The 15411-nt window shown below is 34.2% G+C and carries 13 protein-coding genes and 3 tRNA genes; 5 read left to right on the top strand and 11 right to left on the bottom strand.

Translation table 11 applies throughout. The features are described from left to right. Nucleotides 1–4 precede the first annotated feature (4 nt). The gene (rhaD, locus tag HM984_RS04830) at nt 5–799 is read right to left on the bottom strand and encodes a rhamnulose-1-phosphate aldolase (RefSeq protein ID WP_179348325.1); all 795 of its coding nucleotides are present in this window, start codon (nt 797–799) and stop codon (nt 5–7) included. Between the two features lie 192 nt (nt 800–991). Here rhaD and HM984_RS04825 point away from each other — a divergent pair, with 192 nt between their 5' ends. The 4 genes from HM984_RS04825 (at nt 992) to HM984_RS04810 (ending at nt 6298) form a co-directional block, all read left to right on the top strand. Then, the gene (locus tag HM984_RS04825) at nt 992–1891 is read left to right on the top strand and encodes an AraC family transcriptional regulator (RefSeq protein WP_179348324.1); all 900 of its coding nucleotides are present in this window, start codon (nt 992–994) and stop codon (nt 1889–1891) included. Nucleotides 1892–2283: 392 nt separating this feature from the next. Beyond that, the gene (gene aldA, locus HM984_RS04820) at nt 2284–3723 is read left to right on the top strand and encodes an aldehyde dehydrogenase (RefSeq protein ID WP_115811270.1); all 1440 of its coding nucleotides are present in this window, start codon (nt 2284–2286) and stop codon (nt 3721–3723) included. Nucleotides 3724–3815: 92 nt separating this feature from the next. Then, the gene (gene fucP / locus HM984_RS04815) at nt 3816–5114 is read left to right on the top strand and encodes an L-fucose:H+ symporter permease (RefSeq protein ID WP_179348323.1); all 1299 of its coding nucleotides are present in this window, start codon (nt 3816–3818) and stop codon (nt 5112–5114) included. A gap of 32 nt (nt 5115–5146) precedes the next feature. Further along, on the top strand, nt 5147–6298 hold the full coding sequence (locus HM984_RS04810) for an alpha-hydroxy acid oxidase (protein WP_179348322.1): 1152 nt from the start codon (nt 5147–5149) through the stop codon (nt 6296–6298). A 106-nt stretch (nt 6299–6404) separates the two neighbouring features. Here HM984_RS04810 and HM984_RS04805 read toward each other — a convergent pair. The 10 genes from HM984_RS04805 to HM984_RS04760 all read right to left on the bottom strand — a co-directional run bounded on the left by HM984_RS04805 (nt 6405) and on the right by HM984_RS04760 (nt 14079). Next, a tRNA-Val gene (locus HM984_RS04805) sits at nt 6405–6479 on the bottom strand. 211 nt (nt 6480–6690) lie between these two features. Further along, a tRNA-Val gene (locus HM984_RS04800) sits at nt 6691–6765 on the bottom strand. A 49-nt stretch (nt 6766–6814) separates the two neighbouring features. After that, a tRNA-Val gene (locus HM984_RS04795) sits at nt 6815–6889 on the bottom strand. 63 nt (nt 6890–6952) lie between these two features. Further along, nucleotides 6953–8170 (bottom strand): bifunctional folylpolyglutamate synthase/dihydrofolate synthase, encoded by a 1218-nt coding sequence (locus HM984_RS04790; RefSeq protein ID WP_179348321.1) that lies wholly within the window; start codon nt 8168–8170, stop codon nt 6953–6955. Nucleotide 8171: 1 nt separating this feature from the next. Further along, nucleotides 8172–9068 carry an energy transducer TonB gene (locus tag HM984_RS04785; RefSeq protein ID WP_179348320.1) on the bottom strand — a complete coding sequence of 299 codons (897 nt, stop codon included), beginning with the start codon at nt 9066–9068 and terminating at the stop codon, nt 8172–8174. Nucleotides 9069–9141: 73 nt separating this feature from the next. Then, nucleotides 9142–9534: an ExbD/TolR family protein gene (locus HM984_RS04780; protein WP_115811280.1), complete on the bottom strand. Its 393-nt coding sequence runs from the start codon at nt 9532–9534 to the stop codon at nt 9142–9144. Nucleotides 9535–9536: 2 nt separating this feature from the next. After that, complete coding sequence (locus tag HM984_RS04775; protein WP_020895290.1) at nt 9537–10232, bottom strand: MotA/TolQ/ExbB proton channel family protein; 696 nt, start codon at nt 10230–10232, stop codon at nt 9537–9539. Nucleotides 10233–10298: 66 nt separating this feature from the next. After that, a complete protein-coding gene (gene nhaD / locus HM984_RS04770; RefSeq protein ID WP_115811282.1) occupies nt 10299–11693 on the bottom strand; it encodes a sodium:proton antiporter NhaD in 1395 nt (464 codons plus the stop codon). 24 nt (nt 11694–11717) lie between these two features. Then, the gene (locus HM984_RS04765; protein WP_115811313.1) at nt 11718–12944 is read right to left on the bottom strand and encodes a Glu/Leu/Phe/Val dehydrogenase dimerization domain-containing protein; all 1227 of its coding nucleotides are present in this window, start codon (nt 12942–12944) and stop codon (nt 11718–11720) included. A gap of 61 nt (nt 12945–13005) precedes the next feature. Further along, on the bottom strand, nt 13006–14079 hold the full coding sequence (locus tag HM984_RS04760) for an anhydro-N-acetylmuramic acid kinase (RefSeq protein ID WP_179348319.1): 1074 nt from the start codon (nt 14077–14079) through the stop codon (nt 13006–13008). 90 nt (nt 14080–14169) lie between these two features. On the opposite strand from HM984_RS04760, the gene HM984_RS04755 reads away from it, so the two are divergent. Further along, on the top strand, nt 14170–15312 hold the full coding sequence (locus HM984_RS04755) for an acyl-CoA dehydrogenase (RefSeq protein WP_115811286.1): 1143 nt from the start codon (nt 14170–14172) through the stop codon (nt 15310–15312). Nucleotides 15313–15411 lie beyond the last annotated feature (99 nt).

Raw genomic sequence — 15411 nt, 5'->3', positions numbered from 1 at the left:
TTTATTATGTGAATTGCTCTAATTCTGTTAATTGATCGTTAGAAAGTCCTGCGGGTTGAAAACCTGCTGCCCAACACATCATTAACATTTTAGCTCCTTTATTTGCTACATCTAAAAAGTCCCAAGCTTTCATTACATCTGGCGCTGTTGCTGTTGCTCCATGCTTTTCCCATAAGGATACGTTTCTTGTTTTAAACGCTTCCATAGTTACTTCTGCTAAAGCTGCGGTGCTAGATAAAGCATAAGGTGTACAGTGAATTCCTTTAGGAACAAATACTTTTACCTCAGGACACATCATCCAGATTTGTCTGTTTAATTCTTCTTCATTATCAAATAACTCATGATGACTCATACAGATTAATTCTAATGGATGTGTATGCACAACCGCTAAATTCTCTGGATGATGAATAGAATTGAATAAATGGATACTTGCATGAGAAATTAACTCACACGTTGGTCCAAAGTTTTCACGCTTACCTCCCCAAATAACTGAATACGCTGTCGCATCTTCATTGATATATAAGATACAAGACGCTTCTTCAAGCTTGTCTACTAAATCTCTTAAATAACAACCAGTACCTGTAATGTAGATTACAAATCCTGCAGCTCCTTTTGGAAATTCAAATGGAATTTCTGTCCCAATACCTTGCACTTCTTCTTTTGAAAAGTAAGATGTTAAGTTCATTGAAATATTTCCTGCGTTTCGCTCTGCCCATTCACGTTGCCATAAATAACCCGCGACTTCGGATACTTTTTTTAATTCTGCTTCTACCTGTACTGGGAGTTTTATCGTTTTCATTTGTTTATGTTTATTATTTTTATTTGTCAAGTGGTGCATCCATATTAATCACAACATTAAGTATTGCTTTTTTAGTTATGGATGGTTCATCTTTTTTTAAATAAAATTATTGTAACAAAAATAGAGACAGAATACACCTTATTAAATATTCAAAATCTGTATTTTTGTATCTAATTCAAACATTAGTGCTTCATGAAGTTTGTAAAAGAAATAGAATTAGGCGATCCTTCCGCAAATCATCAAAATTTTATTGACCTGAAATTAAAGATGTTATGTTGCCGATATTGGTTATTAGATCTATGGGACTGTCATGAAATGGTATTTCCGTTTTGGAGACTATATTGGAATAAAAACACAGGTGGTCAATTAATTCATCAGGATACTGTTTTTGAAATGGATCCGGATCATATCTATATTATTCCTCCGTTTACTTCATTTTCATCACTATATACAAAAAACCACATTTATACGGAAGGCATTCATGTCTCAGGAAAGCAGTTGAATAGCAATCACGATGAGGCGGAATTAGAAAACATGTTCTTAATCCATTTTTTCGTTCACTTTAATTTAGGAGTGCCTTTTGATAGTGTTTATCCTGGTATTCTAAAAATTGAATTAACCGATTACCTAAAGGACCGATTAAACTATTTAACCAATCGTTTAAAAGTTGAAAATAAAAATTTCAAACTCACCTTTAATTTAAAGCTACAAGCCTTCATTAAAGAAGCACTTACTAATATTGGTCCCGAATTATGGAAAACCATTAATATAGACGAACGTGTTTTAAAAGTCATCCGCTATATTGAAGTCAATATTGACAAAAAACTAAGCAACACTGAAATGTCATCGCTGGTTAATATGGCACCAAATTCATTTGCACGATTATTTAAAGATGAAATGAACGTTACATTACATCAATTTGTTCAAAATAGAAAAATCGCAAAATCTTGCGAGTTATTTGAACACACTAACAAGTCTATTGAAGATGTCGCTTTTAATTTAGGGTTTTCTGATCGCTATCATTTTTCACGCGTGTTTAAATCGGTTACAGGATTAACTCCGGCATCCTACAAATCTGGAAAATATACCTAGACTACGCTTTCTAAATACTTAATACTTCAGGCTAATAATGTGTGTTTTTAGGCTTATGAGGATTTTGAGCAAGCAATTGACGGATTTGAGAAACCGACTTTATCTAATTCTATCATTCTTTGTAGAGTCCAATACCATTCGGTTATAGGTCAGCAAATTTCAATGATAATTAATGGGTTCTTGACACCAAATACGGTTGAAAATTCAAACACTAAAACCCTTCAATGTTTAAATTATACATATTATTGATTAATATGGATAAATACTAAAAACACATTGTTAGATAAGTTTGTTAACCACATTGGCAATTAAGAATTCGAGCTTTTGTTTATTTATAAGAAAAACTTCGAATTTATTAAACATATCACAACATAAACTAAACGTAAACACTCATGAAAGAATTTAATCAATTTATAAACGGAAAGTTTGTAAAATCTACTTCTTCAGAAGTAACAAAAGTACTTAACCCTTGTACAGAAGAAGTATTGTCAGAGATACCACATGGTTCTGTTGAAGATGCGAATAAAGCATTAGATGCTGCAAAAGCATCACAATACGCTTGGAAATCTCTAACAGCAATTGAACGTGCTGGCTATTTAAATAAAATGGCTAATGTCATTCGTGAAAATCGTGTGTTTTTAGCTAAAACTTTAGCCGCAGAACAAGCTAAAGTAATTGGATTAGCGCAAGTAGAAATTGATGTTACAGCCGATTATTTTGATTATTATGCAGGATTTGCAAGACGAATAGAAGGTGAAATTATACAAAGTGATCGTAAAAAAGAACATATCTTCTTACATAAAGCACCTATTGGTGTTGCTGTAGGGATTTTACCTTGGAACTTCCCATTTTTTGTAATGGCAAGAAAAGTTGCAGGATCATTAATAACAGGAAATACGTGTGTAATTAAACCTAGTTGTATTGCTCCAAATACTATTATGGAGTGGGTAGATTTAATACAAAAAATCGAATTACCAGCTGGTGTATTAAACTTTGTGTGTGGTTCTGGCCCAGTAGTTGGAAACGCTTTATCTAAAAGTCCAATTACAGGAATTATCAGTTTAACTGGTAGTGTATTTGCAGGTCAGAAAGTTATGGAAGCGGCTTCTGAAAACATTACAAAAGTATCTTTAGAATTAGGAGGTAAAGCCCCTGCAATTGTTTGTGCTGATGCAAATTTAGAATTAGCGGTTAATGCCGTTGTTGGTTCTAGAATTATTTATAGTGGACAAGTATGTAATTGTGCAGAACGTGTTTATGTTGAAGAATCTATTCACGATCAATTTTTAGACATGGTTACTGCTAAAATGAACGCTTTAAAAGTAGAAGATGCTTTTTCTGATAACAATCCCGATATGAGTGCATTGGTTTCTAAAGCGCAATTAGATAAAGTAGCCGAAATGGTTGAATTTGCTAAGAAAGAAGGTGCAGAAGTTTTAGTTGGAGGACAAAAATCTAGCCAGTTTGATAAAGGCTATTTCTACCAACCTACATTGTTAACTAATGTAAGACAAGATATGCAGATTATCCAAGAAGAAGTTTTTGGACCTGTATTACCAGTAATGAAATTTAGCACTTTGGATGAGGCAATTGCAATGGCAAATGATTCTGAATATGGTTTAACATCATCAATTTTCTCAGAAAACTTTAATAAAGTAATGCACGCTGCAGAAGAATTAGAATACGGAGAAACGTACATCAACAGAGAGCATTTTGAAGCGATTCAAGGGTTCCATGCAGGATGGAAAAAATCTGGAATCGGTGGAGCTGATGGAAAGCATGGTATGGAAGAATACCTTCAAACGAAGGTGATCTATGCACAATATAGATAGAAATTAAGATTAGATTATCAAAGCACTATTCATTTTTAGATATTAATTTGAATGGTGCTTTTTTTTCATTGTAACTAAAATACTAAGACTAAATGACGAATTCAACAAAAATACCAGTAGTATCTAAAGAGGTCATAGTACCATTTGTACTCATCACATCTTTGTTTGCGCTTTGGGGATTTGCTAATGATATTACAAACCCTATGGTAGCAGCATTTGGAACCGTAATGGAGATTTCAACCGCAAAAGCAGCTTTAGTACAATTAGCTTTTTATGGTGGTTACGCTACGATGGCTATTCCTGCTGCACTTTTTGTTAGAAAATACAGTTATAAAAAAGGTATCCTATTAGGTTTAACACTTTATGCTATTGGAGCGCTTTTATTTTATCCTGCTGCGAAATTTGAAGTCTTCGGATTCTTTCTAGGATCTTTATACATTTTAACTTTTGGATTGGCTTTTTTAGAAACTACAGCCAACCCTTTTATTCTATCAATGGGCGACGAGCGTACAGCAACCCAACGTTTAAACTTAGCACAAGCTTTTAATCCTATTGGATCGTTATTTGGCATGTTTGTAGCCTCAAAATTTATCCTTGTGGCCTTAGATTCTGACAAACGAAATGCCGCTGGTGAGCTCATTTTTAGTACACTTGATGAAGCGCAAAAAGCAATTATTAGAACGCACGATTTAGAAATCATTAGAAATCCTTATGTCATTCTTGGCTTTGTAGTTATAGCAATGTTGGTGGTTATATCATTAACCAAAATGCCTAAAAGAACGGTTAGCGATAATCCAACTAGTGCTGCATCGTCATTTAAAAGATTATTCAAAAACGGAAAATATAAAGAAGGTGTTTTAGCTCAATTATTCTATGTTGCCGCTCAAATTATGTGTTGGACATTCATTATCCAATACGCAGGAAACTTAGGCATACCAAAAGCAGAAGCTCAAAACTACAATATTGTAGCCATGGCCATATTTTTATGTAGTCGATTTATAAGTACATTTTTAATGAAGTATGTTAACTCAAGAAAACTACTTATGATTTTTGCACTTTGTGCTATGGCAACAACATCTGGTGTTATACTCATTGAAGGTATTGTAGGACTTTATTTACTAGTGGCTACTTCAGCATTTATGTCTTTAATGTTCCCAACCATTTACGGTATTGCATTAGACGGTTTAAGAGCAGACGATACTGCTATTGGTGCAGCTGGTTTAGTAATGGCGATTGTTGGAGGTGCTTTAATGCCAATTTTACAAGGATTAATGATAGATACTGAAAAAATAGGACCATTTTCTGGTGTGAATTTCTCATTTATTTTGCCTTTTATATGTTTTTGCTTTATCGCAATTTATGGTTATCGAACTTTAAAGATTTATAAATAAGAAAGCGTAATTAAAACTTTAGAAATTTTAATATGGAAATAAAAATAAATCCCAAATATCCTTCAGTAACAGATTTAAGAAAAAGAGCAATGGTTAAAATGCCAAAATTCGCTTTTGAATACTTAGATGGTGGATGTAATGAAGATATCAATTTAGATAAAAATCGTACTGATCTTCAGAAAATTGAATTGATGCCACAATATTTATCAAAATTTGACAAATCTAATTTAAAAGCAGAATTGTTTGGTCATACTTACGATGCTCCTTTTGGAATTGCGCCAGTTGGTTTACAAGGGTTAATGTGGCCAAATTCACCAGAGATTTTGGCGAAATCAGCTTTTAATCATAACATCCCTTTTATATTAAGTACAGTAACCACATCTAGTATTGAACGTGTTGCAGAATTAACAGAAGGAAAATCTTGGTTTCAACTATATCATCCTGCTGAAGAAAAAGTAAAAAGAGATTTATTAGATAGAGCTGCACATGCAGGAACTGATGTTTTAGTCATTCTAGCAGATGTACCAACATTTGGTTACAGACCTAGAGATGTTAGAAATGGCTTAGCAATGCCACCATCTATGAGTCTAAAAAATATTATTGAAGTTTTTAGAAAACCAGATTGGGCTATTCAAACTTTAATACACGGACAACCTGCTTTTAAAACCATGGAAAAATATATGCCTAAAGGACTAAATTTGAAAAAATTAGGTGAATTTATGGATGTTACTTTTTCTGGTCGTTTAAATGAAGACAGAATAGCTTCTATAAGAGATCAATGGAAAGGGAAATTAGTTATAAAAGGTGTTGTAAATGAAATAGATGCTCAAAAAGCGATTAATTTAGGTGTTGATGGATTAATTGTATCTAATCATGGTGGGAGACAGTTAGATGCTGGTCAATCTTCAATTGTACCCATGACGCATTTGGCAAAAAAGTATAAGAATGAGATCAAAATCATGGTAGATTCTGGTTTACGTGGTGGTCCAGATATTGCAAGAGCAATGGCAAATGGAGCAGAATTTACATTCATGGGACGTAGTTTTATGTATGGTGTTGGAGCATTAGGAAAAGAAGGAGGAAACCATACCATTTCTTTAATGAAACGCGAATTTCAACAAGTCATGGAACAGCTATGTTGTGAAAATGTAGCGGATCTACCAAAACATTTAATTGTAAAGTAATAACCTAGCATTAATCGCAATAGATAAGGGCAATATAGAGCTCTTTACTATATTAATTATAACAAACAAAGCCTTTCAATTTCTTGAAAGGCTTTTATTATTTAAGTGGGTCATACTGGATTCGAACCAGTGACTTCCACGTTGTCGACGTGACACTCTGAACCAACTGAGTTAATGACCCATATTTTTGTTTTCAAAACCATTTCGAGCCTTTTGTAAATTAAAATAGGATTATATATCCCTTTACGAAACCACTCCTTCAAATACAATTCCGAATCGCTTGAGCGATTCTAGGAATTTTAACTCAAAAAAAGCAACTCAAACCGTTGCCTTGGTACTTTTTTGGAGCTAAAATCCCGATTTACTAAAGTAAATCGGGATTCTTTTTGATGTGGGCGACAAGGGATTCGAACCCCTGACCCCTTGGGTGTAAACCAAGTGCTCTGAACCAACTGAGCTAGTCGCCCTAATAAATGAAGTAACGTATAAAAAAAGTTCACATTTCTGTGAACTTTGTGGGCGACAAGGGATTCGAACCCCTGACCCCTTGGGTGTAAACCAAGTGCTCTGAACCAACTGAGCTAGTCGCCCTATTTATTAGGACTGCAAATATAGTCTAGTTTTTAATATCTCAAAACATTTTTTTAAAAAAATTCAAATAATTTCTGCCACAACAAAAGTACTGCCTCCTACATAAATCAAATCTGTTACTTTAGCGTTTGATTTTGCGACACTTAAAGCAAATTCTACACTCTCGTAAACCTTCCCTTTTAAACCATTATCCCCGAAAGTTTTTTTCAAAACTTTAGCATCTAGCCCTCTTTGCACATTTGGTTTGCAAAAATAATAGGTAGCCTGCTTAGGTAATAGAGGAATTATAGGCTCTAAATCTTTATCATTAACCACCCCAAAGACAATATGAAGGTGATCAAATGACTCTTCATGTAATTGTTTCATCACAGAAGTTAAGCCTTCTTTATTATGAGCTGTATCACAAATAATCTTTGGTTCAGCCCCTAAAATCTGCCAACGCCCTTGTAAACCCGTATTTGTAGCGACGTTTAAAAGTCCTTTTTCTAAGTTCTTTTCAGAAATAGTAAACCCTATACTTTTTAAAATCGTTACCGACTGTAAAACCGTTTTTATATTATGAATTTGATAAGCTCCTTTTAAATCACTCTCTAAAATTGTATCAATTAATTGATCCGAAAAATAAATAGTAGATTCCTTTTCTTCTGCTTTGATCCTAAAAACATGTTCCGTTTCAGAATGTGTTTCCCCGATAACCACCGGGATGTTGTGTTTGATAATACCTGCTTTTTCACCCGCAATTTCTTTAAGAGTATGCCCTAACATTTGCGTATGATCGTAACCGATATTTGTAATTACAGATAATTCTGGTGTAATAATATTTGTTGAATCTAAGCGTCCACCTAATCCAACTTCTATAATTGCAATATCCACTTCCTGGTCTGCAAAATACTCGAATGCCATACCAACAGTCATTTCAAAGAAAGACAGTTGATTCGCCTCTAGAAATGCTTTATTTCGTTTAATAAAACCGATAACAGATTGCTCGGTAATAACCTTACCATTAATGCGGATACGTTCTCTAAAGTCCTTTAAGTGCGGCGAGGTATATAAACCCACTTTATAACCTGCTTCTTGTAAAATTGAAGCGAGCATATGCGTTGTAGACCCTTTACCATTTGTACCACCAACATGAATAGACCTAAAACGATCTTCAGGATGGTTTAAATGCTTCGCTAAATTAATGGTGTTCGTTAAATCCTTTTTAAAAGCTGAGTTGCCTTTATTTTGATACATTGGAAGTTGTTGAAACATCCAATTCACAGTATCTTGATAATTCATTCTATTGACCTACATCAAAGTTAATACTTACAAAACCAACTTGAGTTGTTGGTGCATCAGCATCTGCTGGCCATTTATGAGACATCGCTATTTTTTTAGCTGGCTCTAATAAACAAGGATGCGTATTGGTTGTTCCTCTAATACCAGGTTCCGCTTTAATCACTTTTCCTTGTTGGTTAACTTCAATTCTAACCACCACCAGACCATATTCATTACAATCTTGTTTAAAAATCTGTTTTGATGGTCTTCCTCTACCACCTAAACCATAGCCAATTCCACCTTTTCCTGGTCCTGAACCACCAAAATAACTTGCCGCATAAGGATCTCCATCTAGTTGTCCTTTATTTCCACCTTGTTTATCTGGTCCTTCACCTCCATCAGTAGTACCTGAAGCGTTTTTAACTCCACCAATAAGATTGTCTAGCTGTTTCTTTTTCTCTGCTTCTTCTGCACGTTTCTTTTCTTCAGCTTCACGCTTCTCGCGTTCTACTTTTTCTGCAGCAGCTTTGGCCTCCGCTTTCGCTTTCGCTTCTGCAGCCTTTACCTTTGCTTCAGCTTCTTTTTGCTTTTTAATAGCAAGTGCTTCGGCATTATCTTGGGTCATTACCTCTTCTGCTTTTGATGCCGCTTCTGCAGGAGCAACTTGTGCTTCCTCTGGCTGAACTTCCTCAACAACCTCTTCTTCTACAACTTTATCTTCAACAGCCTTCTTTGGTTCACTTAATGGTTTATTTCCACTACCAAAATCTGTAGTTCCAAAGTTTACGGCTACACCATATTCTTCTGGTGGATCCATATATTGAGGGCCCACAACAAACAATAGCAAAAGTAGTATCAAAGCAATAAGTGCTGTGATTCTTGCAGAATTACGTTCGTGTTTGGTCTCTAAATATTTCATTTGTTTTATATAAACCTGTCAGATCTTTGAAATCTTACAGAAAAGAATAAGTTGTTTTCAAAAATGATGTCGCTTAATTAGGTTGAACAGCTAATATCACTTTAAATTTGTTTCGGTTTGCGATATCCATAACCTTCACTACATTTTCTACCGGAACAGATTTTTCTGCTCTTAAGACAATTGTTGGCGCGTCTTGTGATCCTAATATGGATATTAATTGTGTTTCTAAAACACTTTCGCCTACACGTTTCTGATCGATATAATAGGTCAAATCTTTTTTGATACTTACTGCTGTTGATTTTTTATTCTCAGTCTTACCACTTGCTTTAGGTAACACAATATCAATAGCATTAGTACTTACCAATGTTGACGCTATCATAAAAAAGATTAATAACAGAAATACAATATCGGTCATAGACGCAAAATTGAATTCTGGTGTAACTTTATTTCGTCCTCTAATATTCATAATTAGATTGGTTCGTTTAAGTGATCTAAAAATTCTATCGAATTCGCCTCCATTTGGTAAACGACTTTATTGGTTCGCCCCACAACATGATTAAATGCCACATAAGCAACAATACCTACTATAAGTCCACCAACGGTTGTCGTCATAGCGGTATACAATCCACTTGCTAAAACATCCATTTGAATAGTACCTCCTGCATTTGCCAATTCAAAAATTGAAATAATCATACCAATTACGGTTCCTAAGAAACCAATCATTGGTCCAACACCAGAAATGGTTGCTAAAACACTAACGTTCTTTTCTAAATTGTATATTTCTAATCGACCTGCATTTTCAATAGCCGTATTAATATCTTCTAAAGGTTTCCCAATTCTTGTCAACCCTTTTGCGATTAGGCGAGATACTGGTGAATTCTGCTGTGCACATAACATTTGAGCGGAATCAATTTTACCATTACTCACATGATCTTTAATTTGATTCATAAAGTTTGAATCGACTTTAGATGCTGCTTTTATGGCGAAAATGCGTTCAAAGTAAATATATACGGATACAATTAAAAGTAGGAATAAAATGAAAATAATCACCATTCCTGATGTTCCACCACTTGTAATTAATTCTATTATGGATAAAGTCTTTTCTACTGATTCTCCATCAGTTAAAACGGCTACTTCATCTTGAATAGTACTGAATGCTATCATATTCTAAAAATTGAAATTATTTTTAACTATTTGTATAACGTCTGTTTTGAAACAAAAGTATGTGTATTAAAAGATAGTTCTTGTAAACATAAAGACCACAGCTCCTGCCAAAAACCCTAATAATGCTAACCATGATATTTTTTTAATATACCAAAAGAAATCTATTTTTTCCATTCCCATAGCAACTACTCCTGCTGCAGAACCGATAATTAACATGCTTCCACCTGTTCCTGCTGAATACGCTATAAAATGCCATAGCTCATTATCAATTGGCTCTGTAAACATTCCTAAACTTGCCGCAACAAGTGGCACATTATCAATGACTGCTGATCCTACTCCTAATAAAAGAACAACTAAGTCCGAAACACCACCATGATGTAATTCAGTTCCTAGCATCGGCATTGTGTCTTGAAGCGTACCTGCAAAACCAAATAAAATACCTAAAGACTCTAAAGCTGCCACTGCCATTAAGATTCCTAAGAAAAATAATATACTTGGTAATTCAATTTTAGATAATGAGTAGTGAACAGGACTGTGGTGTGCGTGTGCATCACTTTCTACTGAGTCATGGTTAGACATACTAAATTTAGTATTACTATATATTTCCGCAAAAATAGCGACAACACCTAATGCCAACATCATACCAACATAAGGAGGTAAATGTGTCACTGTCTTAAAAATTGGAACAGATACAATACCACCAAGCCCCAAATACAACATTATAGCGCTGTATTTACTTTTCGGTTTATCACTATCCTCTTCTTTTGATTCAATTTTACCTTTAAAGGCCGGTAATAAAGAAGCTATAAATGTAGGAACCAACATACAAACTAATGATGGTAAGAATAGATACACAAATAAATGACCCGTAGTTACTTTTTTACCAATCCAAAGCATTGTCGTTGTAACGTCTCCAATAGGTGACCAAGCTCCACCAGCATTGGCAGCAATGATAATTAAACCTGCATACCAAATACGAACATCCCTATCATGTATTAATTTTTGTAAAATTGAGATTAATACAATAGTTGCAGTAAGGTTATCTATGATAGCCGAAAGAAAGAATGCTAAGAACCCAAAAATCCAAAGAATTTTCCGTTTGCTCTTTGTCTTTATAAAACCTTTAATTGTTGAAAAGCCGTCAAAATAATCGATGATTTCAACTATGGTCATAGCACCTAATAAGAAGACAAGTATTTCAGAAGTTTTACCTAAATGATGGAGTAAGGTTTCTTCCATCATATGCATTTTCTCTTCGTGCGGAAGCAAACCAAAATTATCCATTAAGTTATGCGTAGCCGAATCAAACCATTGCGTAAAATTGTCAATACCTAGGGATATTAACGCCCAACTTATAGCCATCATTACTAAAGCGGGAATTAATTTATCTATTTTTATATTGTGTTCTAGGGTTATGGCTAAATAGCCAAGAACGAATACAAGTATTATTACGGTTTCCATAGTGTTAATTATAAAAGTAATTAATTATATTAATTGTTTGAGAGCAATCTCAAAAGCAGTTTCGCTAATACCTGTTTTTGTCGGATTATTTTTATGTACTTCTTTTAATGCTTTTCTTATAACGTTAGAGGTGTCTTTAAAAATATCCTCATCGGTCATTTGTACTTTACGCTCCATAAAATAAGCAAAAACTCTAGCCATACCACAGTTTGAAATAAAGTCTGGTATTAAACTAATTTTTTGATCTGTATATTCCATTATTGAGCCAAAGAAAATTTCTTTATCAGCAAAAGGAACGTTTGCACCACAGGTAATAACTTCTAAACCTGTATTTATCATTTGATCTATTTGATCTTGAGTCACTAAACGTGAAGCTGCGCAAGGCGCGAAAACTTCTGCTTGTAACGACCAAATTTGTTCATTGATATCAGCAAACGGAATTAGATTATCCGCGATAAGTGTATTGCTGTTTTTAGCTAAGTATAAATCGGTTATGTCGTTAAATGAAAATCCGTCTTTATTAATTAACCCACCATCTCTATCTATAATACCTACGATTTTTGCTCCCATTTGAGCAAAATAAAACGCTGCTGCAGCTCCTACATTACCAAAACCTTGTACAATAACACGTTTTCCTTTAATAGAATCTCCATTAATATCATAAAAATGCTCTGCTGCTGTAGCTACTCCATAGCCAGTAATCATATCTGCTACAGTATATTTCCTATTAACACTAGGAGAATAGCTCGGGTTTTCAATCACTTTTATTACTCCATGTCTTAACTGACCAATTCTATTAATCTTATCAGCTATTGTTGGTTTAAAATGACCTTCAAAAACACCTTCTTGAGGATGCCAAACACCACTTTGTTCGGTAATTGGAATTACCTCATGAATTTCATCTACATTTAAATCACCACCTGTACCGTAATAACTTTTAAGTAATGGTGAAACGGCTGCATACCAACGCTGTAAAACTCCTTTTTTTCTTGGATCTTGAGGATCGAAGTTAATTCCAGATTTTGCTCCACCAATTGCTGGACCAGAGACAGTGAATTTCACCTCCATGGTTTTTGCCAAGGAAAGCACTTCATTTTTATCCAATCCTTTGCGCATTCGTGTTCCACCACCAGCTGCACCACCTCTTAACGAGTTAATTACAGTCCAACCTTCGGCTTCTGTTTCTGCGTCATTCCAATGGAACACAATTTCAGGTTCCTTATTTTCGTATGTGTGAAGTAAATCTTTTATCAATTTTGATACATTTATTATTCAATAACAAATATAAAAAACAATCCAAGTGAAAGCTTAATTAAATTCTGTTTTTCGGAATTAATATTTTTCCTGAAGAATGATTTCGTTTTGCCCCTGTCACGCTTTTTAAGCAATTAATTTCATTCCTTTTTTTGAGTACACCTAATAATCCAAAAATTAACGCTTCTTTAAATTCGATGATCTCATTCTGTGGAATTACAATTTCAACTATTGATAACTGCCGTAACCTATCAATTAAAAAATTATTATAGACACCGCCGCCGGTAACCAAGACTTTTGTGTTTTTTTCCATTAAAACTTTTGAAATTTGAAGGGCAACATGTTCAACAAAGGTTCTTAGTATATCTTCCGTTTCAAGCTGAAAGGATTCAATTAATGGGAATATATTTAAATCTACCCACTCTAAACCTAAAGATTTTGGTGGCTCCTCTTTATAATAATGCAGCGCATTAAGTTGTAATAATAAACTTTTATTCACGTTTCCTGCGGAAGCTAATTGACCTTTATCATCAAACTCTAGGTTTAATTTAGAGACATAATGATTCAACACAATATTTACTGGACAAATATCATAAGCAATTCTTTCATTTTTAGATTCAAAAGAAATATTAGCAAATCCACCTAAGTTAAGGCAATATTCAAAATCATTAAATAACAAACGATCACCAATGGGAACTAATGGTGCGCCTTGCCCTCCTAGTTCTACATCTTCAACCCTAAAATCACAAATTACATTTCTATTTAACATATCAGCTAAAATTTGCTGATTACCAATTTGATATGTTAATCCTTGCTCTGGTTGGTGTAACGCGGTGTGTCCATGCGAAGAAATAAAATCTATAGCTTCAATGGAGTGCTTCTTAATAAAACTAGAAATCACCGTCGCTAAATACTCAGAATACTCCGCGTCAATAGCCTGTAAATGATCCATTGACTGATTTACCAATCCTCCCAATACGGTTTTCCACTGTGGTGAATACTTAATCGTTTCAGCATAATGAACTTTAAAATCCCATTTGTTATCTACATTATAAGTCGCATAAATAAGATCTATGCCATCCAATGATGTTCCGGACATTACTGCAATAATGTTGTAATTATATTTTGCCATATGAGTAAAAATAATATTCCTTATTGAAAATACCGCAATAATAAATTATCTTTGCATCAAATTTTTAAGAAATCAATAATATTATAGTTTATGGACTTTAGCTTAACAGAAGAACATTTAATGATTCGTGATGCAGCACGAGATTTTGCACAAACAGAATTACTTCCTGGTGTTATAGAACGCGATAATGCACAAACTTTTCCTGAAAGCTTAGTACGCAAGATGGGCGAATTAGGGTTTTTAGGCATTATGGTCGATCCTAAATATGGAGGAAGTGGCATGGATGCAATTTCTTATGTCCTTATTATGGAGGAATTATCTAAAGTTGATGCATCGGCTTCTGTAATGGTTTCTGTAAACAATTCTTTGGTTTGTTATGGATTAGAATCTTATGGAAATGAAGCTCAAAAAGAAAAATATCTAACAAAATTAGCCACTGGCGAATGTATTGGTGCGTTTTGTTTAAGTGAACCTGAAGCTGGTAGTGATGCTACATCTCAGAAAACAACAGCTATTGACAAGGGCGACCATTACTTATTAAATGGTACGAAAAATTGGATCACAAATGGTGGACGCGCAGAAGTGTATATCGTAATTGCCCAAACAGATAAGCACAAAGGGTCTCATGGTATTAATGCTTTTATTTTAGAAAAAGGCATGCCTGGTTTTGATATCGGACCGAAAGAAGATAAATTAGGAATTAGAGGAAGTGATACACATACGTTACAGTTTAATGATGTAAAAGTACCTTTAGAAAACAGAATTGGTGATGATGGATTCGGATTTAGATTTGCTATGAAAACATTATCTGGTGGACGAATTGGTATTGCAGCACAGGCTTTAGGAATTGCAGCTGGAGCTTATGAATTAGCTTTAAAATATTCTAAAGAACGTAAAGCTTTTGGTACAGAAATTTGCAACCATCAAGCTATCGCGTTTAAATTAGCCGATATGCATACCGAAATTGAAGCTGCTAGAATGTTAGTAATGCGTGCTGCTTGGGATAAAGATCAAGGTAATAATTATGATATGTCTAGCGCAATGGCCAAGCTTTATGCAAGTAAAGTTGCCATGGAGCATACGGTTGAAGCTGTTCAAATTCACGGTGGAAATGGATTTGTAAAAGAATACCATGTAGAACGTTTGATGCGTGATGCTAAGATTACACAGATTTATGAAGGTACTTCTGAAATTCAGAAGATTGTAATTTCGAGAGGAATTATAAAAGACTAAACAAATAGTAAAAACAAGAAAGGAGGCTGTCTAAAAAGGCAGTCTCTTTTTTTATATTTTATATTTTCAAAGAAGCATTGATTTTCGTATCTTAAAGGT

This window comes from Winogradskyella pacifica (assembly GCF_013403915.1).
GTDB classification, from domain to species: Bacteria; Bacteroidota; Bacteroidia; order Flavobacteriales; family Flavobacteriaceae; genus Winogradskyella; species Winogradskyella pacifica.
This window is presented reverse-complemented; position numbering and strand designations above follow the sequence as displayed.